Here is a 25,453-nt window from a genome sequence, read left to right as displayed (position 1 = left end):
GCACCGGGTACAGGCCTGTATACGAGCATGTGCCCGGGGTGGTGCCCACTGATGTCGACGCTAGTGACGCCGTGTTTCGGCCGATCTGCCCGTCCTGTTAACGGCACATGTCACACGGTCACGATCCGGTCACGCGCCCGAGAACTTCTGCCGAGGTAGAACCCCGGTAGCGCGAGGTAGAACCCTGGTAGTCGAGAGAGAACCCTGGTAGTCGAGAGAGAACCGCGGTCCGCGGAAGGAGAACGCTGGTTGTCGAGCGTTCTCGAACCGGGTCTCCACCGCGCGGTACCACGGCTCGACCTCGCGACGGACGCTCTCGTCCCGTGCTGCTCCGACCTGCCGAGCCAGACGACGCCGCGCGCCTCGCGCTCGTGCACCACACCGTGTGGTGCACGACCTACGCCGGCCTCGTGCCCGACACCTTCTGGGAGACGGCCACGCTCGAGGAGCGCACCTCGTCGTGGGAGCGCCGGCTCGGCCCGGAGGCTCCGCTCGGCCGCGGCCACGTCGTCGTCGCGGAGGTGGACGACGCGGTGGTCGGGTTCGGTATCGGCGGCCCGTCGCGGGACGTGGGCGGCCACGCGCCCGTGCGGGACGCCGAGCTGTACGCCCTGTACGTGCTGCCTGAGCAACACGGCACGGGTGCGGGACAGGCCTTGCTCGACGCCGCCGTCGCGCCCGGGCCTGCGCAGGTCTGGGTGGCCGAGGAGCCCCCCGCACGACGTTTCTACGCGCGCATCGGGCTCGAACCCGACGGCGCTCGGCACGCCGACGCCCACTTCGGCGGGATCGTCGAGATCCGGTTGGTCCGGTAGGGCAGGGCAGGGGCCCCGCCGCGCACCGAGGCACCTGGGCAGCGACGTAGAACCCTGCTCGTGGGTGTTTCTCCGACCAGGCTTCTACCTCGGCCAACCACGGCTCTAGCTCGGCAGAGGTGGCCGTCAGGCTGCCGGTGCGGTCGCCGTGCGGCCGCGGGCGGTTGCGCGCAGGCCGGCGGTGAGGAGCCCAGCCGTGAGCGCGACGACGAGGGCGACGCCCACGAGGCCGGCGACGCCGACGAAGATCCCGCCGGCCTCGCCGTAGTCGGCGAGCGGCATGCCCGCGAACGCGTGGTCGCGCGCCGCGTCGGCGAAGCCGACCGACTCGGCCGTCGCCTCGAGGCCGTCCGGCGTGGCCGCCGCGAACGACGACACGACGACCGCGGCGAGCAGCGCGCCCGACCCGAGCGCGAGCACCGCGCGGCGCACCGCACCCGGCGAGACCGCCGCACCGGACGAGGGCGCGGCGTCGGGCACGAGGGCGCCGTTCGCCGCGGAGCGTGCCGGGCCCTCGACCGCCGCGACGCCCGGCGCGACCGCGAGCACGAGACCGACGACGCCCGCGGTGATCAGCGCCTCGCCGAGCCCGATGAGCGTGTGCACGGAGAGCATCTGACCGACGAGCTCGCCCACCGGGGCCGGCACCGTCCCGCCGACGGCGAAGAGCCCGGCGAACACCGCGGCCGAGGCGGGCACGCTCACGAGCGCCCCCACGCCCGCGGCGCCGGTCACGCCCCGGCCGCGCGTCAGGCGCAGGACGCCGCGCGTCGCCGCCCAGCCGACGAGCGTCCCGACCACGGCCATGAGCAGCACGTTCGAGCCCAGCGCGGTGAGCCCGCCGTCGGCGAAGACGAGGGCCTGGACGAGCAGCACGAGCGTCACGGACAGCACACCGAGCCACGGCCCGACGAGCGCGGCCGCGAGCGCCCCTCCCATGAGGTGGCCGCTCGTCCCGGACGCGACGGGGTAGTTGAGCATCTGGACGGCGAAGACGAAACCGGTCGTCGCGGCCGTGAGCGCGACGCGGCGCGGGGTGAGGTCCTCGCGTGCCCGGTACGCCGCGTAGCCGACGGCGGCGAGGGACACGACGGCGGTCGTCGCCGACGTGGGGTCGTTCAGGAAGTGGTCGGGGACGTGCATGTCAGGCTCCTGTCGTCAGCAGTGTCGTGCGAGGTTGGAGAAGGTCGGTGTCCGATGGCGCGGCGTGAGCAGGCAGCGGGTCGTCGGGCAGGTCGCCGGCGATGCCACGGGCGGCGCGCACCGCCGTCGTCCAGGCCGCCACGACGACGTCGATCCCGGCGTCGTGGGTGCTCGGACCGAGGTGGCGGCCGATCGCGCCGGGGCCGTCGAGGTCGAGCCGCAGCGGTGCGGGTGTCGTGCTCGCGGGCCGGTCCGCCGCGAGGGCGCCGAGCGCGACCGGCGGTCGCGTCCCGAGGCACAGCACCGAGTCGACGACGCGCGCGTCGCCGAGGATCCCGGGCAGGGCGCGGTCGTCGTCGAGGTCGAGGTCCTCGACGAAGAGCTCGCGAACGTGCTCCGGTCGTGCCGGGTCGCTCCGCCATGGAGGTCCCGACCCGTCCGGCGTCGCGGACTCACCGGTCCCGCCGACACCGCGGGACGTCGGGGCGTCACCAGGTTCCGACAGGTCGACGCGCGTGCGCGACCGCAGCCGGCCGCCCACCTCGCCCGAGCGGCCCAGGACCAGCGTCTCGCGCAGGAGCGCGACGCCCGGCTCACGCCGCCCTCCGCCGGCGGCGAGCGACACGCGCGTGGTGCGCTCGACCTCGGCCCCGTCCGCCACGACGAACGGCAGCGCGTCCCACACGAGGAGCCCGCCGGCGTCGACCCGCACGTCCACGTCCCACGAGGCCGACCGGCCGCGCCCGGCGTACGCGACGGTGCCCGACACCTCGACGAGCTCGAGCGCGACGCCCTCGCCCACGTGCACCTCGACCCGCACGCGGTCGCCCCCGAGGAGCAGCGCGCGCGTCGCGACGAGGGCGACCCGGACCACGCCCGGCCCCGTGGACAGGACGCGCGGGCTGAGCGCGCCGGGGCGCAGGTCGCAGCGCACCCGGCCCGCGTCCCGGTACGCCCCGACCCGCGTCACCTCGTCCACGAGCGTCTCGTCGCCCCGGGCCTCAGTCGCGCCCGACGGCGGCCACCGGCTCCGCGGCCGCGTCGCCGTGCTCGTCGGCGGGGGTGTGGTCGTGCCCGTGGGAGTGCGCCGCGCCGCCCTCCTCGTGCGTGTGGAGGAACCCGTTGCCCTCCTCGTCCGCGTGGAAGTGCGGCGCCATCGGACCCGGGTCCTGCGGCACGTGCGCGCCGGCGCGATGCGCAGCGAGCAGCGTCTGCACCCACGTGGTGAGCGCGTCGATCGACTCGCGGTCGAGGCGCGAGAGGGCGAGCACCGGGGCGCCGTCGCGCGCGGCCGTCGCGTCGAGGACCATCCGCGGCACGTCCACCCCGACGTACGGCGCGAGGTCGGTCTTGTTGACGACGAGCAGGTCCGCCCGGGCGATCCCCGGCCCGCCCTTGCGCGCGACGTCCCCGCCGCCCGCGACGTCGAGCACGAAGATCTGCGCGTCGACGAGCGCGGGCGAGAACGTGGCGGTGAGGTTGTCGCCGCCCGACTCCACGAGCACGACGTCGAGCGGCGCGAAGTCCTCCTCGAGGTCCTCGACCGCGAGGAGGTTCGCGGTCACGTCGTCGCGGATCGCGGTGTGCGGGCACGCGCCGGTCTCGACCGCGCGGATGCGCTCGGGGTCGAGCACGCCCGCGGAGCGCAGGAACCGCGCGTCCTCGTCGGTGTAGATGTCGTTGGTGATGACGCCGAGCTGCAGCACGCCGGACAGCTCGCGGCACAGGAGCGCGATGAGCGAGCTCTTGCCCGTGCCGACGGGGCCGGCGACGCCGAGTCGCAAGGAACGAGTGCTGGCGGGGGTCGTCTGGTCAGGCACTGAACAGCCTCTCGGTGGTGCGGGCATGGATCTCGGCCCACTGCTCGACGAGCGGTGCGCCGTGCGCGGGGATCGCGCGAGGGTCGGTCAGGTGGGCGACGTCGCGGGCGAGCGCGTCGATCGCGGGCTGGGCCGCGACGACCCAGCCCGTCGCGACGACGGGGTCGACGGGCTCGAGCTTGAGCGTCGCCGCGGCGACGGTCTGCACGTCCTCGTACCCGACGAGGCGCGCGACCTGGAGCGCGGACAGCCCCGCGCACGCGGCGGTCACGCCGAGCACCACCGGTCGCGGGGGCTGCGGCGCCCTGCGGCTCGTCGCCGCCCGCCTCCCCGCACCGGCTCCGGTGCCCGACGGCGCCCGTGCGGCCGACGTGGCACCCTCGTCCGGGTCGGGCACGCCGTCGGCGCGGCGCGCGTCGGCGACGAGCACCGCGGCCTCGTCCAGCGCGGCGACCGCGGGATGCCCGGCCCACAGCCGACGCAGGAGCCGCAGATAGCCGCGGCCGAGCCGCTGCGACGTCTCGCGGAGCGCGGGCGACGGCGTCCGGGCGGCCCAGGCGAGCCACGTGCCGGCGAGGTCGCACGCCGCGGCCTCGAGCGCGCCGTGCCGCGCGACGACCGCCGTCGCCGCCTCGACGCGCGTCACCGTGGCAAGCCGCGCGCGCACGTAGTCGGGCACGCGCGCGGCCGGCATCCCCGCCCGCAGCGCCGGCTCGAGCCCCGCAGACTGCGTGTGCCCGCCGGTCGGGAGCCGCGCGTCGGCGAGCAGCGCGAGCATGAGCTCGGCCCGTCCGCCCGCGTCGGCCGGTCGGGCCGCCGGTTCTCGTGTCCCGGTCATGGCTCAGAACAGGGAGTAGAGCTGCGCGAGGGGCAGCCGGTCGGCGGGGGCCGGGACGACGAGCTCGCCGTCGACCTCGATCGCGAAGGACTCGGGGTCGATGTCGATCTGCGGCAGGTAGTCGTTGTTCCTCATCTGCGCCTTGCCGACGTCGCGCGTGGGGGCCACGGGCAGGAGCTGCCGGGCGAGCCCGAGCCGCTCCTCCAGGCCGTCGTCGAGCGCGGCGGGCGAGACGAACGACATCGAGACGTCGGCGCCGATCGCGTCGGCGAGCGCGGGTCGCATGAGCACGGGCTGCGGCGACGGGATGGACGCGTTCGGGTCGCCGAGCGCACCCCAGACGAGCGCGCCGCCCTTCATGACGACGCTCGGCCGCACGCCGAACAGCTTGGGCTCCCACAGCACGAGGTCCGCGACCTTGCCCGGCTCGACCGATCCGATGTACGCGTCGATCCCGTGCGCGACGGCCGGGTTGATCGTGTACTTGGCGACGTACCGGCGAGCGCGCAGGTTGTCCGCCGGCAGCTCCGGTCCGCGCGCCCCACCCGGGTGCGCACCACGCCGCGCCTTCATGACGTGCGCGACCTGCCACGTGCGCGTGACGACCTCGCCGATGCGGCCCATCGCCTGCGCGTCGGACGACGTGATGGACATGGCGCCGAGGTCGTGGAGCACGTCCTCGGCGGCGATCGTCGTGCCGCGGATGCGCGACTCGGCGAACGCGAGGTCCTCCGCGACCTGCGGGTTGAGGTGGTGGCACACCATGAGCATGTCGAGGTGCTCCGCGACGGTGTTCACCGTGTGCGGGAGGGTCGGGTTGGTCGAGCCGGGGATGACGTTCGGGTGGCTCGCGACGGTGAGGATGTCCGGTGCGTGGCCGCCGCCCGCGCCCTCGGCGTGGAAGGCGTGGATCGACCTGCCGCCGATCGCGCGCAGCGTCGACTCGACGAACCCGGCCTCGTTGAGCGAGTCGGAGTGCAGCGCGACCTGGAGCCCCCAGTCCTCGGCGGCGCGCAGCGCGGCGTCGATCGCGGCCGGCGTCGACCCCCAGTCCTCGTGGACCTTGTAACCGCCCGCGCCGGCCATGGCCTGCTCGCGCAGCCCTTCGGCGCTCACGGTGTTGCCCTTGCCGAGCAGCAGGACGTTCACGGGGAGCCGGTCGAGCGAGCGGTGGATCGCCTCGAGGTGCCACGCCCCGGGCGTGACGGTCGTGGCCTTGGTGCCCTCGCTCGGCCCGGTGCCACCGCCCGCGACGGTCGTGATGCCGGTGGCGAGCGCCTCGATGACCTGCGACGGCGAGATGAGGTGCACGTGCGAGTCGATGCCGCCCGCGGTGAGGATCTTGCCCTCCCCGCTCACGACGTCCGTGCTCGGCCCGATGTGCAGGTCCGGGTGCACGCCGTCCGCGACGTCGGTGTTGCCCGCGCGCCCCAGCGCGACGATCCGCCCGTCCCGGATCCCGACGTCCGCCTTGACGATCCCCCACCAGTCCAGCACGACCGCGTTCGTGATCACCGTGTCGAGCGCGCCCTCGGCGCGGGTCGTGGACCCCTGCGCCATCGACTCGCGGATCGACTTGCCGCCGCCGAAGACGACCTCCTCGCCCCCGAACGTGCGGTCCTCCTCGACCTCGATCCACAGGTCGGTGTCGCCGAGGCGCACCTGGTCGCCCGTCGTCGGGCCGTAGAGCGCGACGTAGCGTTCGCGCGAGATCGCGACCATGCGTCAGTCCTCCTCGGGGGTGGTCGTGCCCGACGACGACAGGTCGCCCGGGGCCGTCGTCCCGCCGAGGCCCGCGGGCACCTCGGGCGACGTGGACGCGCGGTCCAGCGCGCCGCCGTCGGACTTGCCGCGCTGGAGCCCGGGGACGCGGCGTCGGCCCCGCAGGGCGACGGCCTCGACCTCCGCCGACGCGCCCGGTTCGAAGCGACGCGACGTGCCGGACGGGACGTCGAGCCGGAACCCGTGCGCGGCGGCGCGGTCGAACGCGAGCGCGGCGTTGGCGTCGGGAAGGTGCAGGTGGGAGCCGATCTGCACCGGGCGGTCCCCGGTGTTCGTCACGACCAGCGTGACGCGCTCGTCGTCGGTGCGGTCGGCGTTGAGGACGACGGGCACGTCCTCGGTGCCGCGCCTGAGCCGGATCGCGCCGGGTCCGCTCGTGCTGATGCCTGCCATGTCTCGCCTCGCTCTCGCCGGGATGCCGTCCGCGTCGCAGGTCCGCGCCGGGTCAGGCGATCGGCTGGTGGATGGTGACGAGCTTGCGCCCGTCGGGGAACGTCGCCTCGACCTGGACGTCGGGCAGCATCTCCGCGACCCCGTCCATCACCTCGTCGCGCCCGAGCACCTCGCGCCCGGAGACCATGAGCTCCTCGACGCCCGCCCCCTCGCGGGCGCGCTCGATCACCCATGTGGTGAGCAGCGCGACGGTCTCGGGGTAGTTGAGCAGCACGCCACGCTCGCGCCGGTCGCGCGCGACCATGCCCGCGACGGCGAGCAGGAGCTTCTCGGTGTCCGCGGGCGTCAGGTGCATGGCCGCGATCCTGCCGTGCGTTCGTTTCCGGCGTGTATACACCGCGTTATACGTCCGTGTACCGGACCGTCCCGGGCACGACGAAGGCCGCCGACCGGGCGAACCCGGCCGACGGCCTTCGATGTCCTGCGACCTCCCGGACCAGGCCGGGAGAGAGGGTCAGGCGTGGATCAGAAGTCCATGCCGCCCATGCCACCGTCGCCACCCGGCATGGCCGGAGCCTTCTCCGGCTTGTCGGCGACGACGGCCTCGGTCGTGAGGAAGAGCGCCGCGATGGAGGCGGCGTTCTGGAGCGCGGAGCGCGTGACCTTGACCGGGTCGTTCACGCCGGCGGCGAGGAGGTCCTCGTACACACCGGTCGCGGCGTTGAGGCCCTGGCCGGACGGGAGGTTGCGCACCTTCTCCGCGACGACGCCACCCTCGAGGCCCGCGTTGACGGCGATCTGCTTGAGCGGGGCGTCGATCGCGGCGCGCACGATCTGCGCACCGGTCGCCTCGTCACCCTCGAGCTCGAGCTTCTCGAACGCCACGGCACCGGCCTGGATGAGCGCGACGCCACCACCGGCGACGATGCCCTCCTCGACGGCCGCCTTCGCGTTGCGCACGGCGTCCTCGATGCGGTGCTTGCGCTCCTTGAGCTCGACCTCCGTCGCGGCACCCGCCTTGATGACGGCGACGCCGCCGGCGAGCTTCGCGAGGCGCTCCTGGAGCTTCTCGCGGTCGTAGTCGGAGTCCGACTTCTCGATCTCGCCACGGATCTGGTTGACGCGACCCTGGATCAGGTCGGCGTCGCCCGCGCCCTCGACGATCGTGGTCTCGTCCTTGGTGACGACGACCTTGCGCGCCTGGCCGAGCAGGTCCAGCGTCGCGTTCTCGAGCTTGAGGCCCACCGTCTCGGTGATGACCTGGCCGCCGGTGAGGATCGCGATGTCCTGGAGCATGGCCTTGCGGCGGTCGCCGAAGCCCGGGGCCTTGACGGCGACGGACTTGAACGTGCCACGGATCTTGTTGAGCACCAGGGTCGCGAGCGCCTCGCCCTCGACGTCCTCGGCGATGATGAGGAGCGAGCGGCCGGCCTTCATGACCTGGTCGAGGACCGGGAGCAGGTCCTTCACGTTCGAGATCTTGGACTCGACGATGAGGACGTACGGGTCCTCGAGCACGGCCTCCTGGCGCTCGGGGTCCGTCTCGAAGTAGCGCGCGAGGAAGCCCTTGTCGAAGCGCATGCCCTCGGTGAGCTCGAGCTCGAGGCCGAACGTGTTCGACTCCTCGACCGTGATGACGCCCTCCTTGCCCACCTTGTCGAGGGCCTCGGCGATGAGCTCGCCGATCGCGGGGTCGCCGGCGGAGATGGCGGCCGTGGCGGCGATCTCCTCCTTGGTCTCGATCTCCTTGGCGGCGTTGAGCAGCTGCTCGGTCACCGCGTCGACGGCCTTCTCGATGCCGCGCTTGACGGCGATCGGGTTGGCGCCGGCCGCGACGACGCGCAGGCCCTCGCGCACGAGCGCCTGGGCGAGCACGGTCGCGGTGGTGGTGCCGTCACCCGCGACGTCGTCGGTCTTCTTGGCGACCTCCTTGACGAGCTCCGCACCGATCTTCTCGTACGGGTCCTCGAGCTCGATCTCCTTGGCGATGGAGACGCCGTCGTTCGTGATGGTCGGCGCGCCCCACTTCTTGTCGAGCACGACGTTGCGGCCCTTGGGGCCGAGGGTGACCTTGACGGTGTCGGCGAGGGCGTTGAGCCCGCGCTCCATGCTCCGACGAGCCTCCTCGTCGAAGGCGATGATCTTGGCCATGGGGAATGATCCTCCGCTGGTGGCGTATGGCGGTCGGCCGGCGCCCGCGACGGACGGCCCGCGACGGGCGGCGTTCATGTCACGCCGCCGAGGCGGGCCTCACCTGTCGACCTGGTGTTGTGCGCCGCACCCGCGGTGAGCGGCTGCCTGCGCTGGTCACTTCTGTCACTCTCATGACGAGAGTGCTAACGCCATTATTGGCACTCGCAGGGTGCGAGTGCAAGACAGCCCGTCACTGCCCGTCCCCGTATCGCGACGGGCGAAACCCGCCGCACCTCGCGATCCCCCTAGGATGCGCGGTGTGATCCGCGCAACACCGTCGTGGCGCCTCGCAGCAGCCCTGGCCGGCTTCGTGCTGGTCCCTGCCCTCGGCCTCACCGCCGCGACCGCCGTCGCCGCCCCCACGGGCGAGCACATCGACCTGTACCAGGACGGCGTGGCCGTCACGACCGCCCCCGGCGGTGGCACAGCGCTCCTGCGCCTCGCCCCCGGGGCCGGGGCGACCTACCTCCCCGGCAGCCGCGTGCTCGACCCGACGACTCTCGACCCGGTCGCGCTCGCCGGGGGCGTCGACCCCGCGGACGGCGAGGCGAACCGGCTCGCGCAGGTCGCCGGCGCCCGGCTCGACGCGTCGGCGCTCCTGGACACCGCACGGGCGCAGGACGCTGCCGCCGCGTCGCGCGCGTGGCTCGCGTCCGGCGTCGTCCCCGGAGTAGACGGCCCGTTCGCGGCGCTCGGCGAGGCCGCGCTGCTCGACCTGCGAGCCCTCACGCTCGACGACGGCGCCGCGCTCGCCGCCGCCTCCCCCAAGTGGCGCTACGTGTGGCCGCGCGACGCGTCGTTCACCGCGGCGGCGTTCGCGCGCACGGGGCACGTCGACGACGCGCGCGACGTCCTCGGCTTCCTCACCCGCGTCCAGGAGGACGACGGGTCGTTCCACGCGCGCTACCTGCCCGACGGCTCAGGAGTGCCTGACGACCGCGGCCTCCAGTCCGACGGCGTCGGCTGGGTCCTGTGGGCGGCCGACGTCGTGCTGGAGGAGACGCCCGCCGCCGAGCGGCGCGAGGTCGCCGCGGAGCTGGGGCCCCTCGTCGACGCCGCGACGGAGCACGCGCTCTCGCTGGTCGACGGCGAGGACCCGCTGCCCCCGCCGTCGAGCGACTACTGGGAGGTCGAGCCGACGGCGCTGACCCTCGGCACCGCCGGTCCCCTGCTCGCCGGGCTCGAGGCCGCGGCCGACGTCTACGCCACGACGGGCGAGACCGGCCGGGCAGCCGACGCGACGCTGGCTGCCGCGCGCCTGCGCATGGCCGTCGAGCGGTCGTTCGGGTCGCAGGGCTACCCGCGCCACGTCACCGGCGGCGCGCACGACGCGTCGACCGCGTTCGTCCTGCCCCCGTTCCAGCCCGAGCCGCTCGCGGGGGCGGACGTCGCGTGGCGCGCGTCCGTCACCGAGATGCTGCGCCCCGCCGGAGGGCTCGCTCCCGGGGCGGGCTGGCGCGAGGACGGCATCTCCTGGACACCGCAGACGACGCTCTACGCGCTCACCGCCGCGTCGTCGTCGGAGGCCGAGGACGTCGCGGACGCCGAGGAGTGGCTGCGGTGGGTCGACGACCACCGCACCGCGTCCGGCGCGATCCCGGAGAAGGTCCTCGCGGACGGGTCGCCCGCCGCCGTCGCACCGCTGTCGTGGAGCTCCGCGCTCGTCGTGCTCGCCCTCGTCGAGCTCGACGCGCGGGAGCCCGTCACCCCCACGCGGTAGGGCGCGGTCACGACCTCGCGCCGGCCCCCGCCGTCGGCGAGGGCGCCAGGCTCGGCTCCTCCCGCACGTCGAACTCCCGGCGCAGCACGCGCCGCGCGGCGTACCAGCCGCCGAGCCCGTGCACGCCCGGCCCGGGCGGCGTGGACGCCGAGCACAGGTACACACCCTCGAGCCCGACGGCGTACGGGTCGAGCCGGGGCGTCGGGCGCGCGACCATCTGCCACATGCTCACCGCGCCGCCCGCGATGTCGCCACCCACGTAGCTCTCGTCGTGCGCGGCCATCTCCGCCGCGGGCACGCAGCGGGACGCGACGACGAGGTCCCGGACCCCCGGGGCGAACCGTTCGAGCTGGCCGAGGACGTCCTCGGTGACGTCGCGCGTCGAGCCGGCGGGCACGTGCGCGTACGTCCACAGCGGCCGCAGGCCGTTCGCCTCGCGCGCCGGGTCGACGACGGTCGGGTCGCTCGCGAGCATCATCGGCCGCACCGCGTGCCGGCCGGCCGCGACGTCCGCCTCCGCGCGCGCCATCTCCGCACGCGTCCCTCCGACGTGCACGGTCCCGGCACGCCCCACCTCCGGGTCCGCCCACGGGACCGGACCGGAGAGCACGAGGTCGACCTTCGCGGCCGCGTCGCCGTGCCGGAACCGGCGCAGGGCCCACTCCGTGCGCGGCGACAGGCGGTCGGTGAACACGTCCGCGACGACGCGCGGCGCCGTGTCGAACACGTAGGCCCGAGCCCGCGGCAGGTCGGCGCGCGTTCCGACGCGGTGACCCGTGACGACCTCCCCGCCGTGAGCGCGCAGGTCGGCCACGAGGGCCGCGACGATCGCGGCCGAACCGCCCCGTGGCAGCGGCCACCCACCCGGTGCATGACCGAGCGACGCGAGCAGCAGCGCCGTCCCGGCCGCGGCCAGCGACGGCAGGCGGGCGATCGCGTGCGCCGCGACGCCCGTGAGCAGCGCCCCGGCCTCGTCGGTGCGGAACCGCCGCGTCCAGGCCGCGCTCCCCTGCTCGAGGACCGCCGCACCGAACCGGGCCGCCGCCCCTGCGCCGCTCGGCGTCAGCACGCGCCCCGGCACCGACCGCTTGTCACCCAGGGCGACCGCGACGACGTCGCGCCAGCCCTCGGCAAGCGGACCGAGCAGCGCGCGCCAGGCGTCACCGTCGACGCCGAGACGCTCCACCGTGCGGTCGAGGTCGTGGTACGCGATCCCCGCGCGGCCGCCGTCGAGCGGCTGCGCGTACGACACCTCGGGCACGAGCAGCTCCACGCCGCGCGCGCCCAGGTCGAACGCCTCGAAGAACGGCGACGCCCACGCCATCGGGTGCACGGCCGAGCACACATCGTGCACGACCCCGTCCGCGAGGCCGAGGTCGAGCGTGCGCGCGCCGCCGCCGATCGTCGGCTGCGCCTCGAGGACGCGCACGGCGAGACCGGCACGTGCGAGGGTCACGGCGGCGGCCAGCCCGTTGGGGCCCGAACCGACGACGACGGCGTCGAGGTTCTCCGTCACGCGACCCTCGGGAGCCGCGTCAGAGCGGCCGCACCTGCTCGGCCTGCGGGCCCTTGGTGCCCTGGCCGAGCTCGAACTCGACCTCCTGGCCCTCGTCGAGCGTGCGGTAGCCGTCGGTCTGGATCGCGCTGAAGTGCACGAAGAGGTCCTGTCCGCCGGCCGCGGGCGTGATGAACCCGTAGCCCTTCTCGGAGTTGAACCACTTCACGGTGCCCTGGGCCATCTACGTCTCCTCGTGCATCGTCGCCCGCGAGGCGACCCCCGCCCCGTGGTAGCCCGAGCCTAGCCCGCGAGCGGCGTGCACGGAAGGTCGAACGCGCGGCCGACGCTGTTGCTCTGCGGAGCGAACGAGCAGGTCACACGCTCACGGCGACCGCGGACGACGGATCCACCGTGAAGGAGGTCAGCCGACCGGCGTGATCGCGGACTTGATGATGACGGCGACGTCGCCCTCGCGCAAGCTCTCGACCTGCTGGACGTTCTCGGCCGGGATGCCCAGCGTCGCGGCGACGGCAGCGGCGGTGTCGCTGCGATCGGGCACGTACCAGACGGTCGTGACGTCGACAGGTGCCGGCCCGTCCGGGTAGTCGGTGGCCACGGTGTTGCTGAAGCCCTGCGCGTCGAGGGCGTCCTTGCCCTTGCCCGCCTCGCCCCCGATCCCGCTGTCGTTCAGCACGCGGACGTACGCGCTCGGGTCGGCCGCGGCCATGAGCGTCGCGAGGTCAGGAGCCGCGGGCGTCTCCTCGACGGGCGGTTCCTCCGTCGCCGGCGGCTCCTCCTCCGCGGGAGGCTCCTCGGTCTCCTCGGCGGGCGGCGCCTCGGTCTCCTCGGCCGCCGGCTCGGTGGACTGCGCCTGCGGCGGGTTCTCGGTCGCACCGTTGTCCGACAGCAGCGCGACGCCCCCGTACGCGAGGCCGGCGAAGACGACGGCGACCAGCAGGAACGGCCACGTCTTGCTCCACCCGCTGCGCGGCGTGCGGTGCACCCCCACGGGCGCGCCCTGCTGCGCGGGCGCGTCGAACTCGTCGGGCGCGTAGGGGTAGCGGCTCTTCGTCACGGCGACAGGGTAGCCCGGTCGGGCCCGTTGGCTAAACGCCCGGTTCGCGCAGACTTCACGGGCGAGGGGTGCACCTCAGGTCACAGACCCTCGAGCCGGCGGGCCGTGCGGGCCCGCTGCCTGGTCGAACGCATCCGACGCAGCCGCTTGACGAGCATCGGGTCGTGCGCGAGCGCCGCCGGGGAGTCGATGAGCGCGTTGAGCACCTGGTAGTAGCGCGTCGCGGTCATGTCGAACAGCTCGCGCACCGCCTGCTCCTTGGCGCCCGAGTACTTCCACCACTGCCGCTCGAACGCCAGGATCTCCTGGTCCCGCTCGCTCAGGCCCGACGCCGGGCCCTCTTGGACGGTCGGGTCGCCGACCGCGTCGGGTCCGTCGAGCACGTACGCCGCCTCGCTCATCGTTCCCTCCCTGCACTCTCTCGTCACCAGACCTGCGCACCCCGGAGCGCGCGGCCGCCTCTCAGCGTACGCACGAACCACACGGGTGTCATTCGTCCTCGCCGTAGTCCGCCGAGAGCCTGCCGAGGCGCTCCGCGCGCCGGTTAGGCTCGGGGCCGTGGAGAGCGCACCCGTCCAGCCCGCCGACGTCGACCCGGGCAGCACCCCGGCCAGCACGGATCCGACGCCGAGCCCCCGCCCCCCGCTCGCGAGCATCATGGCGCCCGACTGGGCCGACGCCCTCGCGCCCGTCGAGCCACAGCTCCACGCGACCGGGGACTTCCTGCGTGCGGAGGTCGCGGCGGGACGCGAGTACCTGCCCGCGCCGTCGGCGATCCTCAACGCCTTCTCGCGGCCGCTCGCCGACGTGCGCGTGCTCGTCGTCGGTCAGGACCCGTACCCGACGCCGGGGCACCCGATGGGGCTGTCGTTCTCCGTGCAGCCGCACGTGCGCCCGGTGCCGCGCTCGCTCCAGAACATCTTCGCGGAGCTCGCGGAGGACGTCGGCGCCCCCACACCGGCGAACGGCGACCTCACCGCGTGGAGCGACCAGGGCGTCATGCTCCTCAACAGGGTGCTCACCGTCCGCCCCGGCGAGCCCGGCTCGCACCGCGGCCAGGGGTGGGAGGCCGTCACGGAGGCGGCCATCCGGGCGCTCGTCGCCCGCGACGCCCCGCTCGTCGCGATCCTGTGGGGCCGCGACGCCGCGACGCTGCGCCCGATGCTCGGCGACACCCCCGTCGTCGCGAGCGCCCACCCGAGCCCGCTCTCCGCGCGCCGCGGGTTCTTCGGCTCCCGCCCGTTCTCCCGCGTCAACGAGCTCCTCGTCGCCCAGGGCGCAGCCCCCGTCGACTGGACCCTCCCGACCGCGTAGCCCGTCCCCGCCGAGGTAGAACCGCAGTCCGCCGAAGTAGAACCCTGGTTACGCGAAGTAGAACCCTGGTTGCCCGAGGCAGAACCCTGGTTCTTGCGCCCGACGGCGGGTCTGGTCGCCCTGGGTCGTCGGGGTGGGCGATGGTGCCGCGTCTATCGTCCGCGCCGCTCGCCGTCGCGCCGCACCGTCACGGCGAGCAGGCGGTCTTGGTGCGTCCCGGGCGCGTGGCGCACCGCGTCGCCTGCCCGACGCGCCCCGACCCGCCGGTCGAACGGCCGGGTCACCCAGGCGACGGTCGACCGAGAGTGCCGCACCGATCCGGCCGGCCCAGGCTGCCCGACCGCCATCGGCGGGGCCCGACCACCTCGGGCGGTGAGCCGACCGCGACGGGCGACCGCCCGCCGTCGGGCACGACCACGGTTCTACCTCGACCGGCCACGGTTCTACCTCGCGCAACCACAGGTCTACCTCGACCGACCAGGGTTCTACCTCGAGTAACCAGGGTTCTACCTCGCGCAACCAGGGTTCTACTTCGGCGGACTGCGGTTCTACCTCGGACTGCGGTTCTACCTCGGCGGAGTACGGGACCGACGGGAGCAGAATGGGCGGGTGACGACGCAGAAGCCGACGACCACTCCCCTGGCCGGTGACACCTCCGACGTACGCCGACCCGACGACGCCCCGCCCCGCTGGACGAGCTACGCCGCGATCGGCGACTCGTTCACCGAGGGCCTGTGGGACCCCTACCCCGGCGAGGACGACCACCAGCGCGGCTGGGCGGACCTGCTCGCGCAGCACCTCGCTGCCCGGCGCGTCGCGGCGGGCGAGGAGCCGCTGCGCTACGCGAACCTCGCGATCCGCGGGCGCAAGCTGCGCTCGATCCTCACCGAGCAGGTCCCGGCGGCGCTGGAGCTGAAGCCGGACCTCGTGAGCGTCATCGGCGGCGGCAACGACATCCTGCGGCCGAACGCCGACGTCGACCGGCTCGCACGCAACCTCGAGCACGCGGTGGCGCGCCTGCGCGGGGCGGGGATCGACGTCCTCATGGCGACCGGCTTCGACGCCTCCAGCTCGCCGCTCGTGGGCCTCACGCGCCCGCGCGTGGGCGTGTACAACGCGCACATCTGGTCGATCGCGCGCCGGCAGGGCGCGTACGTGCTCGACCTGTGGGGCATGCGCGCCCTCCAGGACTGGCGCGTGTGGTCCGAGGACCGCATCCACCTGACGCCCGAGGGGCACCGGAGGGTCGCGCAGGCGGCGCTCGTCGGGCTGGGCCAGGCGCCCGACGACGCGGCATGGGACGACCCGCTCGCTCCCCTGCCGCCGCTCCCGGCCCTCGACCGCGCGCGCCAGAACGCGCAGTGGGTGCGCACCCACGTCGTGCCGTGGGCGCAGCGCCGGATCCGGGGGACGTCGTCGGGCGACGGCCGCCTCCCCAAGGCGCCCGAGCTGTTGCCGGTCCCGCTCGCGCAGGACTGACGCACCCGTCGACCGGGGTACGACGACGCCCCCGGCTCTGCGGAACCGGGGGCGTCGCGGTGGAGCCGCCTGTCGGGTTCGAACCGACGACCTTTCGCTTACAAGGCGAGTGCTCTACCAGCTGAGCTAAGGCGGCGTGCCCGGGCTGCCGGGCGAGCGAACAGACTACCTGCTCGCCCGACGGCCCGGGACCGCGGCCGACGCCGCTCGCGGCGCCGGCCTGCGGGTCAGCCCTGCGCGGCCGTGACGGCGTCCGACAGCGCGTTCGGCTGGCTCCAGTTGCCGTCCCAGCGCTCGCCGTCGATCGTGATCGTCGGCGTGCCGAAGCCGCCGGACTGCGGGTTCACGAGGGCCTCGTCCTGCGTGACCAGGCTCGTCGCGGTCGCGGCCCAGTCGCCGTAGGTCTCGACGGCGGTCCCGTCGGCGATGCCCGCGGCGACGTCGGCCGGGACGCCGGCCTGCTCGGCCAGGTCCGCGATCTGCTCGTCGGTGAGGGTCGAGACGTTCTCCTCGGGCTGGTTCTGGAACATGATCGCGTTGAACGCGTTCATCTGCTCCGGAGCCTGGTCCGCGATCCACGCGGCGGCCGCCGCGGAGCGGGTCGAGAACTGCTGCGCGTTCGCCATGCGGTCGAGGATCGAGACGGGGTGCAGCACGACGGTGATGTCGCCCGACTCGCGGAGCTGGTCGAGCGTCGCGCCGTTCGTCTCCTCGAACTGGCCGCAGATGGGGCACATGTAGTCGAGGTAGACGCCGACCTCGACCGCGCCCTCGTTCTCCGTCCCGGCCGCACCGTCGGCGCCCATCGGGATGCCGCCGTCGTCGCGGGACGTCGACGGGCTCGTCACGTCGGCGAGGTTGCCGGCCGCGACCGCGTCGATCGTCTTGTTCTGGTCCTTCATGGCCGGGATCCACACGGCGAGGAACACACCGACGAGCACGAGGACGCCCGCGACGAGCGCTCCGATCGTGATGAGGCGGTTCCGCTTGTCGCGCTTGGCCTGCGCCTCGCGCATCGCGAGCGCCTCCGCGCGCGCGGCCTCGCGGCGCTGGGCCTTGGTCTGGGCTTCGTTGCTGGGCATGGTCGTCCTCCGAGGGAGTTCCGAGAGCTGGGATGTGTCGGGGTGCGCGCCGGCAGGGGTCGCGCGGGCCGTGCGTCCGACGGCGTCGTCAGACCAGGGCGAGCCGCGGCGGCCCGCGCCGCGTGCGCACCACCGCGTCGGCGAGGTGGTGCAGTGCGGCGGGGACGGCGTCGGGCACCGGGCGGACGACCCGCCGGGCGCCCGCCACGAGCGCGCCCACCGGGCGGCCCGCCCCCCGCACGACCCTCCGCAGCGCCCGCGCCGCGCCGGTCACGACCGCCCGGGAGCGGTCGTGGGCGCGCCGCGCCCAGGCCGACACGCCCCACGCCACCGCCGCGGCCACGACGTGCCCGACGACGACGGGCAGCGCGAGCACGCCGACCACGGTGACCATGGCGGCGGGGTCGCCGCCGAGCGCGGTGCCGGACGGGCAGTCCGGGGTCTCGTGGACGAGCGCGAGGTGCATCCCGGCGACGCCCCACGCGCCCGGCACCGTGACGCACTGGTGCACGACGGCGTACCCGCGGTCGGCGAGCTGCGTCACCAGGGCGGCGAGGAGCGTGAGGAGCAGGAGGGCGGGGCCGAGGAGCCGGCCGGTCACGGGCACGACGGACGTGCGCGTCACGCCGCGCGACCACGCGCGCGGCACCGTCGTCCGGAGCACGGCGCCCATCCTACGCATGCGTGCTGGTAGCGGGCTGGGAACGCCCGGGACCGTCCGCGAGCGGGCGTCGGCGCCGGGACTCCGGCTCAGCGCAGCGCCGGTGGCCCGGGGAAGGGCCACCACGTCACCTCGGGGTCGCCGGCGAGGAGCACGACGCACAGGACCGTGAGGGCGAGCCCGATGCCCACGAGCACGAGGGTCCCGGTGCGCCCCGGGGCGATCCGCGCGAGCGCGGTCCGCGTCCCGTAGCGCGTGAGGTGGGTCAGCGGCCCAGCCCACGCGAGGACGACGGCCGCGAGCGACGCGAGCCCCAGGATCACGGTCGTGACGACCGGCGAGTTCCCGCCGTCCGCGCCCTCGACGACGACCCAGCGGTCGGACTCCAGGAGCCACCACCCGGCCACGACGACGAGCACCCCCGCGCAGGCCGCGACGAGCAGGGACGGGAGCGCCCCGACCGCGGCGCGCGCGACGTACCAGGGCGACGCCGCGACCGCCCGCACGGTGTCGCGGGGCGACACGCCGCGCCGCTCGCGCCGCGCGTGCAGCGACTCCGTCGTCACCCCGACGACGCGCGCCAGGACGACGAGCACGGAGAGCACCACGAACGCGACGCCCGGGTGGAGCATGCCGAGCAGGACGAGCGGGACCGCGAGGAGGAGCAGCGCGGTGCGGCGCGCGGCGGGCACGGGCCGGACGTAGAGCGGCTCGCCGTCCTCCCCCACGGGCGGCGCCCCGAGGTCGTCCATGAGGTCGTGGCCCGCCGGGACCGCCATGGTGCGGCCGTCGTTGACCTGGGACTGCGAGGTCGGCAAGGGCGGCGGCACGACCTGCGCCGCTCCGGTCCAGGCCTGCGCGCCCGTGCCGCCCGGAACGACGGCGACGGGGGGCACGACCCGCGTGGGGCCGGTGGGCGGGCCGACGACCTGGGTCGCGGGGGCGAGGTCCCCCGTGTCGGCGGCCTGGCGCAGCGCGGCGACGACCTCCGTCGGGCCGAGCCGCTGCGCGGGGTCCGCGTGCAGGGCCCCGGCGAGCACGCGCGCCGTGACCGGCCCGAGGCCGGCGAGGTCGGGTCGCCCGCTGCGGGCACGGGCCAGGACGACGTCGGTCGGCCGCACCCCGAACGGGGCACGGCCCGTCGCGGCGTAGGCGAGGAGCGCCGCCCAGCCCCACCAGTCGCTCCCGACGCTCGGGGCGGCGCCCTCGAGCAGCTCGGGCGCGAGGTAGCCGGGCGTCCCCATGACGAGGCCGGTGGACGTGACGCGCGCGTCCTCGAGGCCTTGCGCGATCCCGAAGTCGATGAGCACCGGCCCGCGCGAGGAGACCATGACGTTGCTCGGCTTGAGGTCGCGGTGCACGACGCCCGCCGCATGCACGGACTCGAGCGCGGCGGCGAGCTGGTCGGCGAGCTCGTAGAGGTCCCACGCGTCGAGCGGGCCGCCCTCGGCGACCTCGTCCTCGAGGGTCGGGCCGTCGACGAGCTCGGTGACGATGAACGCGTCGGGGCCGTCGAGCTCGACGTCGAGGATCTGCGCGACGGCGGGGTGCCGCAGGCGCTGGAGGGCGAGCGCCTCGCGCCGCAGCCGCTCGCGCCCCTGGGCCGCGGCGTCGAGGTCGACGTGCGCGTGCAGGAGCTTGATCGCGACGAGGTTGCCGCCGCCGTCGTGCGCGCTGTGGACGGTGCCCATGGCCCCCGAGCCGAGCCGCGCGCCGATGAGGTAGCCCCCGACCTCGCTGCCGGGCGCGGGGCCGCGCGCCGGCCCGCCGGGGGCGGTCCGCGCGTCGACGCGCTGCGTGGGCTCCTCCATGGTGACAAGGTAGCGGCAGCAGGCCCGTTCGGCGGCCTGACGGGCCCGGTGGGCGACTCGGCCCGGGACGGACGGCCCGTCCCCGCGCGGGACGAGCCGACTAACCTGGGTCTCCCAGGCGCGATCTATCGAAGCTCAAGGAGCAGTCCATTGACAGGTAAAGAGGGATTCGATCTCGTCGTGGTGGCCAACCGGCTGCCCGTGGACTTCACGGTCGGACCCGGCGGGGACGTCGAGTGGAACCGCTCGCCGGGTGGTCTCGTCACGGCGCTCGAGCCCGTCATGCAGGCGTCCGACGGCGCGTGGGTCGGCTGGTCCGGCGCGCCCGACCTGGCGAGCGAGCCGTTCGACGCCGACGACATGCGCCTCGTGCCCGTCACCCTCTCCGCCGACGAGATCGAGCGCTACTACGAGGGCTTCTCCAACGACACGCTCTGGCCGCTCTACCACGACGTCATCTCGCCGCCCACGTACCACCGCACGTGGTGGGAGGCGTACCGGCGCGTCAACCAGCGCTTCGCGGACGCCGCTGTCGCGCAGGTCTCGCCGGGCGGCGTCGTGTGGGTGCACGACTACCAGCTCCAGCTCGTGCCGCAGATGATCCGCGCCCAGCGCCCGGACGTGCGGATCGGGTTCTTCAACCACATCCCGTTCCCGCCCCTCGAGCTGTTCCAGCAGCTCCCCTGGCGCCGGCAGGTGCTCGACGGGCTCCTGGGCGCGGACCTCGTGGGCTTCCAGCGCGCGGGCGACGCCGCGAACTTCATCCGCGCCGTGCGTCGCCTGCGCGCGCACACGACGCGCGGCCCCATGATCACGGTCCCCGGCGAGGACGGTCGCGACCGGCACGTGCGCGCCGCGGCGTTCCCCATCTCGATCGACTCGCGCCGCTTCGACGAGCTCGCGCGCTCGCCCGAGGTGCAGCAGCGCTCGCGCGAGATCCGCGCCGACCTGGGCGACCCGGACATCATGATGCTCGGCGTGGACCGCCTGGACTACACCAAGGGCATCCGGCACCGCATCAAGGCCTACGGCGAGCTCCTCCAGGACGGGCGCCTCGACGTCGAGCACGCGACGCTCGTCCAGGTCGCGAGCCCGAGCCGCGAGAACGTCGACGCCTACCAGGAGCTGCGCGAGCACGTGGAGGGCGCCGTCGGGCGCATCAACGGGGAGTACGCCGAGATCGGGCACGCCGCGATCCACTACCTGCACCACTCCTACCCCCCGGAGGAGATGGCCGCGCTGTACCTCGCGGCGGACGTCATGCTCGTCACCGCGCTGCGCGACGGCATGAACCTCGTCGCCAAGGAGTACGTCGCCGCGCGCTCCGACGACCGGGGCGTCCTCGTGCTCTCGGAGTTCACGGGAGCCGCCGACGAGCTCTCCTCCGGTGCGCTCCTGGTCAACCCGCACGACATCGACGGGATGAAGGACATCATCGTGGCCGCCGCGCACATGGACCATCGCGAGCAGCGCAAGCGCATGCGCCGCCTGCGCCGCAAGGTCCTCAGCGACGACGTCGCGAAGTGGTCGGAGTCGTTCCTCGGCGTCCTCACGGCCATGCCGTCGCGCGTCCCGCACCGCCGGCCGGACGACGCCGGCCAGGACGGGGCACGGGCCGACCTCGCCGCGGAGGCCGGCGCGTGACCCCGCCCGACGGCGGCCCCGCGCTGCCACCGCCGCTGCCCCGGCCCGTCGCCGACGCCGTCCGTACGTTCGCGGCGGACGGCAGCGACTCCCCGCACGCCCGGCTCGTCGCGCTCGACTTCGACGGGACGCTCGCGCCGCTCGTCGACGACCCGCACGCGGCGCGCATGGCGCCCGCGGCGCGGGCCGCAGTCGACCGCCTCGGGAGGGTGCTCGCGGGGACGACGACGCGCCTCGCCCTGGTCTCGGGGCGTCACCTCGCGGACCTCGCCGAGCGCAGTCTGCCGCCCGTCGGGACCTTCCTCGTGGGCAGCCACGGCGCCGAGACGGGCGTCGTCACGCCGTCGGGTCTCGAGGCCGTCCCGCTCGAGCTGACCGCGGACCAGGCCGACGCCCTCGCGGCGCTGCGCGCCGGCCTCGCGGACGCCGTGGCGGGCCGCGAGGGCGCGTGGGTCCAGGACAAGCCGAGCGCCGCCGTCCTGCACACGCGGCTCGCGTCCCCGGCGGACACGCGGGCGGCCGAGGACGTCGCGGACGCCGTGGCCGAGCGGCTCGGGCTGCACGCGATGCACGGCAAGGACGTGGTGGAGGTCGCCGTCGTCGAGACGTCCAAGGGCGAGGCGGTCGACCGGCTGCGGGACGTGGTCGGGCAGGACGCGGGGCTCCCGGACGCGCGGACGCACGTGCTGTACGCCGGGGACGACACCACGGACGAGACCGCGTTCGCCGTCCTCGGCGCGGGCGACCTGGGGGTCAAGGTCGGGGACGGCGAGACCCGGGCGACGGCACGGGTGCCCGACGCCGACGGGCTGGCCGCGGCGCTCGACCTGCTCGCCGACCTGCTGGGACGCCCGGAGGCCTGACGGGCGCGTCACGCGCCGCCACGAAACCGCTACCCGATCGTGACCGGCTCTGTGACGAAGCACTCAGAAGCCGGAGTAGTATCGGGTCCACGATGACGTCGGGTCCCCTGCTCGCACCAGAGGGGGTCCGACTCCTTCTGTGTCGTCGAAGACACGCTCGTCCGCCATCGCGAACAGCTACGTCGACGTGGCACGTCACTGCACAACGGATCGTCCGGCACGTACCTGCCGGTGGAGGGATGTACCAGTCATGGCTACGGTCACCTACGACCACGCAACCCGGCTCTACCCCGGGACCGAGCGTCCCGCTGTGGACCAGCTCAACCTGCACATCGAGGACGGCGAGTTCCTCGTCCTCGTCGGCCCTTCGGGCTGTGGCAAGTCGACCTCGCTCCGCATGCTCGCGGGCCTCGAGGACGTCAACGGCGGTCACATCTACATCGGCGACCGCGACGTCACGGACGTCCAGCCGAAGGACCGCGACATCGCGATGGTGTTCCAGAACTACGCGCTGTACCCGCACATGTCCGTCGCGGACAACATGGGCTTCGCTCTGAAGATCGCCGGCACGCCGAAGGCGGAGATCCGCCAGCGCGTCGAGGAGGCTGCGAAGATCCTCGACCTCACCGAGTACCTCGACCGCAAGCCGAAGGCGCTCTCCGGTGGCCAGCGTCAGCGCGTCGCCATGGGCCGCGCGATCGTCCGCCAGCCGCAGGTGTTCCTCATGGACGAGCCGCTGTCGAACCTCGACGCCAAGCTCCGCGTCCAGACCCGTACGCAGATCGCGTCGCTCCAGCGCCGCCTCGGCGTCACGACGGTCTACGTCACGCACGACCAGACCGAGGCCCTCACCATGGGCGACCGCATCGCGGTCCTCAAGGACGGTCTGCTCCAGCAGGTCGGCACGCCGCGCGACATGTACGACACCCCGCAGAACGTCTTCGTCGCCGGCTTCATCGGCTCGCCGGCCATGAACATCGGCACGTTCGCCGTGAACAACGGCGTCGCCGAGGTCGGCCCGGCCCGTATCACGCTCGAGCGCGAGACGGCCGCGAAGATCACCGACGCCGACAACGGCAAGGTGACGATCGGCTTCCGCCCGGAGGCCCTCGACGTCGTGTCGCAGGCCAACGAGGCCGCCTTCCCGGTCGAGGTGAACATCGTCGAGGAGCTCGGTTCCGACGCGTTCGTCTACGGCACGCTCAAGGGCGACCTCGCGTCCCAGGCCGACGTCCACTCGGGCGCCGGTGACAACCAGGTCATCGTCCGCGTCGACCCGCGCAACGTCCCGGCCAAGGGCGAGCGCATCTACGTGACGATCCGCCCGGGTCACTCGCACGTCTTCGGCGCGGCGTCGGGCCAGCGCATCAGCTGACACCCGTCACGCAGCACCGCCGCAGGGCGGGTCCTCCCGGTCGGGGGACCCGCCCTTCGTCGTCTCCGGGCACGGCGCCTCCGCGGGATCCCGTGCCGGTCGGGGGCGGCGCGGCTCGCCCTTGACAGGGTCATGGTCGACCACAAGACTACTTTTGCACACGTGACATCAGAAGTCGCATGTTCGTCAGCCAAATCGACAACGCTGTCAATTGGAGCCTCATGCAGATCTCGCACCATTCGTCTCGCGCTCGTCGCCTCGGCGCGGCACTGACAGGCGGCGCGCTCGTCGCGGTCACGCTCGCCGCGGCCCCGGCCGTCGCGACCCCGTCCGCCGAGACCAGCCCCCCGACCACCCTCGCCGCGGCCGAGACGTGCGGCCCGGAAGACGGGCTGCCCGACTCCAAGATCTCCATCCAGCTCTACACGCACGTCGGTGAGCTCGGGGGCTCGGGGACCCCGTCCGCCGAGACGATCGACCGCGTGCTCGGGGAGGTCGCCAACGCGGGGTTCACCAACGTGGAGCCGTACAACCAGCCCTACTCGATGCCCGTCGAGGAGTACCAGGCGATCCTCGACAAGCACGGCCTCGCGGTGTCGTCCAGCCACGGCAGCACGGACTGGGGCTCGTGGCCCCAGACCGTCGCCTACGCCGTCGCGCTGGGTCAGGACTACATCGGGACCGGCGGGATGGCCGGCGGCTACGGCACCTACGCCGAGGCGGTCGCGACCGCGGCCTACGTCAACCAGCTCGGCCAGTACGCGCACGAGAACGGCGCGAACAAGATCGTGCTGCACAACCACCAGAGCGAGTTCACGACGCGGTACCCCGACCCGGTGACGGGCGAGATGGTCAGCGCCTGGGAGGTCATCGAGGAGAACACCGACCCGCGCTACGTCACGTTCGAGCTCGACGTCGGCTGGGCCGCCGACGCCGGGCTCGACGTGCCCGCGTGGATCGAGGAGCACGGGGACCGCATCGAGCTGCTGCACATCAAGGACGCCGTGAACGTGAACGCGCCGGGCGACATGCGGCAGGTCGCCCTCGGCCGGGGCGAGCTGGACCTCCCGGCGATCATCGCCGCGGCCGAGCCGTACGTGCAGTACTACACCTACGAGTGGGACTGGGCGCCGTCGTTCGAGACCTCCGCGGAGTCCTACCGCTACCTCCGGTGCTTCGAGTCCGACGGCGGGGGCGGGAACGAGGGCGAGGAGTCGCTCGCCCTGGGCCGCCCGGTGACGGCCTCCAGCATCGACGAGGCCGGTCACGAGCCCGAGCTGGCGGTCGACGGCAACGCCGGCACCCGCTGGAGCAGCGCGTGGAACGACCCGGAGTGGATCGCGGTGGACCTCGGCGCGAGCTACGACCTCAGCCAGGTCGTGATCGACTGGGAGACCGCCTTCGGGTCGGGGTACGAGATCCAGACCTCGCCGGACGGCGAGACCTGGACCACGGTGCACACCGTGGCCGACGGTGACGGCGGGTACGACGAGCTGGACGTCGCGGGCACGGGCCGGTACGTGCGCCTCTACCTCACGGAGCGCGCGACGCAGTGGGGCTTCTCGCTCTACGAGCTCGAGGTCTACGGCACGCCGAGCGGACAGCTCGACCTCGACGTCGAGGCGCAGGCGCGGTGCCTCGCCGGCCAGGCGTACCTCGCGGTCCGCGCGGCGAACGGCGAGGACTCGCCGGTCGACGTGACCCTCGCGACCGCCTACGGCACGCGCGAGTTCACCGACGTCGCCCCGGGCACGAACGCGTACCAGTCGTTCGCGGTGCGCTCGGCCTCGGTCGGGAGCGGCTCGGTGACCGTCACCGGTGCCGCGACGGTCGACGGCGAGGAGGTCACCTCGACCGTCGACGTCGAGCACGACCCGCACGACTGCGCCTGACGGATCTCCGGGTGCGTGGCTCGTCGGGCCCGCACCCGGGGCCACCCCCCAGCAC

23 protein-coding genes and 1 tRNA gene are annotated in these 25,453 nt (G+C 74.2%); 8 read left to right on the top strand and 16 right to left on the bottom strand.

Going from position 1 to position 25,453, the window contains the following annotated elements; all coding sequences use genetic code 11:
• Positions 1-323 precede the first annotated feature (323 nt).
• Positions 324-815, top strand: a complete 492-nt coding sequence (locus ACFWH7_RS11055; RefSeq protein ID WP_378216557.1) for a GNAT family N-acetyltransferase — start codon at positions 324-326, stop codon at positions 813-815.
• A 126-nt stretch (positions 816-941) separates the two neighbouring features.
• Here ACFWH7_RS11055 and ACFWH7_RS11050 read toward each other — a convergent pair whose 3' ends face one another.
• The 8 genes from ACFWH7_RS11050 to groL form a co-directional block, all read right to left on the bottom strand.
• Complete coding sequence (locus ACFWH7_RS11050; RefSeq protein WP_378216556.1) at positions 942-1,958, bottom strand: energy-coupling factor ABC transporter permease; 1,017 nt, start codon at positions 1,956-1,958, stop codon at positions 942-944.
• Position 1,959: 1 nt separating this feature from the next.
• A complete protein-coding gene (locus ACFWH7_RS11045) occupies positions 1,960-2,937 on the bottom strand; it encodes an urease accessory protein UreD (RefSeq protein WP_378216555.1) in 978 nt (325 codons plus the stop codon).
• A 22-nt stretch (positions 2,938-2,959) separates the two neighbouring features.
• Positions 2,960-3,805 (bottom strand): urease accessory protein UreG, encoded by an 846-nt coding sequence (ureG, locus tag ACFWH7_RS11040; protein WP_378216554.1) that lies wholly within the window; start codon positions 3,803-3,805, stop codon positions 2,960-2,962.
• Positions 3,771-4,616 carry an urease accessory UreF family protein gene (locus tag ACFWH7_RS11035; protein ID WP_378216553.1) on the bottom strand — a complete coding sequence of 282 codons (846 nt, stop codon included), beginning with the start codon at positions 4,614-4,616 and terminating at the stop codon, positions 3,771-3,773. Before ACFWH7_RS11035 ends, ureG begins: the two co-directional genes overlap by 35 nt.
• Positions 4,617-4,619: 3 nt before the next feature.
• Positions 4,620-6,338: an urease subunit alpha gene (locus tag ACFWH7_RS11030; protein ID WP_378216552.1), complete on the bottom strand. Its 1,719-nt coding sequence runs from the start codon at positions 6,336-6,338 to the stop codon at positions 4,620-4,622.
• 3 nt (positions 6,339-6,341) lie between these two features.
• The gene (ureB, locus tag ACFWH7_RS11025; protein ID WP_378216551.1) at positions 6,342-6,791 is read right to left on the bottom strand and encodes an urease subunit beta; all 450 of its coding nucleotides are present in this window, start codon (positions 6,789-6,791) and stop codon (positions 6,342-6,344) included.
• 52 nt (positions 6,792-6,843) lie between these two features.
• A complete protein-coding gene (locus ACFWH7_RS11020; RefSeq protein WP_047232401.1) occupies positions 6,844-7,146 on the bottom strand; it encodes an urease subunit gamma in 303 nt (100 codons plus the stop codon).
• 170 nt (positions 7,147-7,316) lie between these two features.
• A complete protein-coding gene (groL, locus tag ACFWH7_RS11015; RefSeq protein WP_378216550.1) occupies positions 7,317-8,942 on the bottom strand; it encodes a chaperonin GroEL in 1,626 nt (541 codons plus the stop codon).
• Between the two features lie 292 nt (positions 8,943-9,234).
• On the opposite strand from groL, the gene ACFWH7_RS11010 reads away from it, so the two are divergent.
• Entirely contained in the window at positions 9,235-10,704 is a 1,470-nt protein-coding gene (locus ACFWH7_RS11010; protein ID WP_378216549.1) for a glycoside hydrolase family 15, read from the top strand.
• Between the two features lie 7 nt (positions 10,705-10,711).
• On the opposite strand, the gene ACFWH7_RS11005 is transcribed toward ACFWH7_RS11010, so the two are convergent.
• The 4 genes from ACFWH7_RS11005 to ACFWH7_RS10990 all read right to left on the bottom strand — a co-directional run bounded on the left by ACFWH7_RS11005 (position 10,712) and on the right by ACFWH7_RS10990 (position 13,678).
• Positions 10,712-12,220, bottom strand: a complete 1,509-nt coding sequence (locus ACFWH7_RS11005; RefSeq protein ID WP_378216548.1) for a phytoene desaturase family protein — start codon at positions 12,218-12,220, stop codon at positions 10,712-10,714.
• Positions 12,221-12,239: 19 nt separating this feature from the next.
• Positions 12,240-12,443, bottom strand: a complete 204-nt coding sequence (locus tag ACFWH7_RS11000) for a cold-shock protein (RefSeq protein ID WP_047232397.1) — start codon at positions 12,441-12,443, stop codon at positions 12,240-12,242.
• Positions 12,444-12,623: 180 nt separating this feature from the next.
• Positions 12,624-13,277 (bottom strand): LytR C-terminal domain-containing protein, encoded by a 654-nt coding sequence (locus ACFWH7_RS10995; RefSeq protein ID WP_378216546.1) that lies wholly within the window; start codon positions 13,275-13,277, stop codon positions 12,624-12,626.
• Between the two features lie 80 nt (positions 13,278-13,357).
• A complete protein-coding gene (locus ACFWH7_RS10990; protein ID WP_313661903.1) occupies positions 13,358-13,678 on the bottom strand; it encodes a DUF3263 domain-containing protein in 321 nt (106 codons plus the stop codon).
• A gap of 253 nt (positions 13,679-13,931) precedes the next feature.
• Here ACFWH7_RS10990 and ACFWH7_RS10985 point away from each other — a divergent pair, with 253 nt between their 5' ends.
• Both ACFWH7_RS10985 and ACFWH7_RS10980 read left to right on the top strand, forming a co-directional pair.
• Positions 13,932-14,591: a uracil-DNA glycosylase gene (locus tag ACFWH7_RS10985; protein WP_378216574.1), complete on the top strand. Its 660-nt coding sequence runs from the start codon at positions 13,932-13,934 to the stop codon at positions 14,589-14,591.
• A 609-nt stretch (positions 14,592-15,200) separates the two neighbouring features.
• Complete coding sequence (locus ACFWH7_RS10980; protein WP_378216545.1) at positions 15,201-16,070, top strand: SGNH/GDSL hydrolase family protein; 870 nt, start codon at positions 15,201-15,203, stop codon at positions 16,068-16,070.
• A 60-nt stretch (positions 16,071-16,130) separates the two neighbouring features.
• On the opposite strand, the gene ACFWH7_RS10975 is transcribed toward ACFWH7_RS10980, so the two are convergent.
• The 4 genes from ACFWH7_RS10975 to ACFWH7_RS10960 all read right to left on the bottom strand — a co-directional run bounded on the left by ACFWH7_RS10975 (position 16,131) and on the right by ACFWH7_RS10960 (position 19,624).
• A tRNA-Thr gene (locus ACFWH7_RS10975) sits at positions 16,131-16,206 on the bottom strand.
• Between the two features lie 91 nt (positions 16,207-16,297).
• A complete protein-coding gene (locus tag ACFWH7_RS10970; protein WP_378216544.1) occupies positions 16,298-17,152 on the bottom strand; it encodes a DsbA family protein in 855 nt (284 codons plus the stop codon).
• A gap of 88 nt (positions 17,153-17,240) precedes the next feature.
• Entirely contained in the window at positions 17,241-17,816 is a 576-nt protein-coding gene (locus ACFWH7_RS10965; RefSeq protein WP_378216543.1) for a hypothetical protein, read from the bottom strand.
• Positions 17,817-17,902: 86 nt separating this feature from the next.
• Complete coding sequence (locus ACFWH7_RS10960; protein WP_378216542.1) at positions 17,903-19,624, bottom strand: serine/threonine-protein kinase; 1,722 nt, start codon at positions 19,622-19,624, stop codon at positions 17,903-17,905.
• 180 nt (positions 19,625-19,804) lie between these two features.
• Between ACFWH7_RS10960 and ACFWH7_RS10955 the strand changes: the two genes are divergently transcribed.
• From ACFWH7_RS10955 to ACFWH7_RS10940, 4 genes are all read left to right on the top strand, one after another.
• Complete coding sequence (locus ACFWH7_RS10955; protein WP_378216540.1) at positions 19,805-21,268, top strand: alpha,alpha-trehalose-phosphate synthase (UDP-forming); 1,464 nt, start codon at positions 19,805-19,807, stop codon at positions 21,266-21,268.
• Positions 21,265-22,131, top strand: a complete 867-nt coding sequence (gene otsB, locus ACFWH7_RS10950; protein ID WP_378216538.1) for a trehalose-phosphatase — start codon at positions 21,265-21,267, stop codon at positions 22,129-22,131. The genes ACFWH7_RS10955 and otsB overlap by 4 nt, the downstream gene beginning before the upstream one ends.
• A gap of 250 nt (positions 22,132-22,381) precedes the next feature.
• Positions 22,382-23,506 carry an ABC transporter ATP-binding protein gene (locus ACFWH7_RS10945; protein WP_378216537.1) on the top strand — a complete coding sequence of 375 codons (1,125 nt, stop codon included), beginning with the start codon at positions 22,382-22,384 and terminating at the stop codon, positions 23,504-23,506.
• A 221-nt stretch (positions 23,507-23,727) separates the two neighbouring features.
• Positions 23,728-25,398 carry a discoidin domain-containing protein gene (locus ACFWH7_RS10940; protein ID WP_378216536.1) on the top strand — a complete coding sequence of 557 codons (1,671 nt, stop codon included), beginning with the start codon at positions 23,728-23,730 and terminating at the stop codon, positions 25,396-25,398.
• Positions 25,399-25,453: the final 55 nt, after the last annotated feature.

It is taken from the genome of Cellulosimicrobium cellulans (assembly GCF_042723955.1).
Classification (GTDB): Bacteria; Actinomycetota; Actinomycetes; order Actinomycetales; family Cellulomonadaceae; genus Cellulosimicrobium; species Cellulosimicrobium cellulans_H.
Note: the sequence above shows the minus strand (reverse complement) of the source record. Positions and strands in the feature narration are given on the sequence as shown.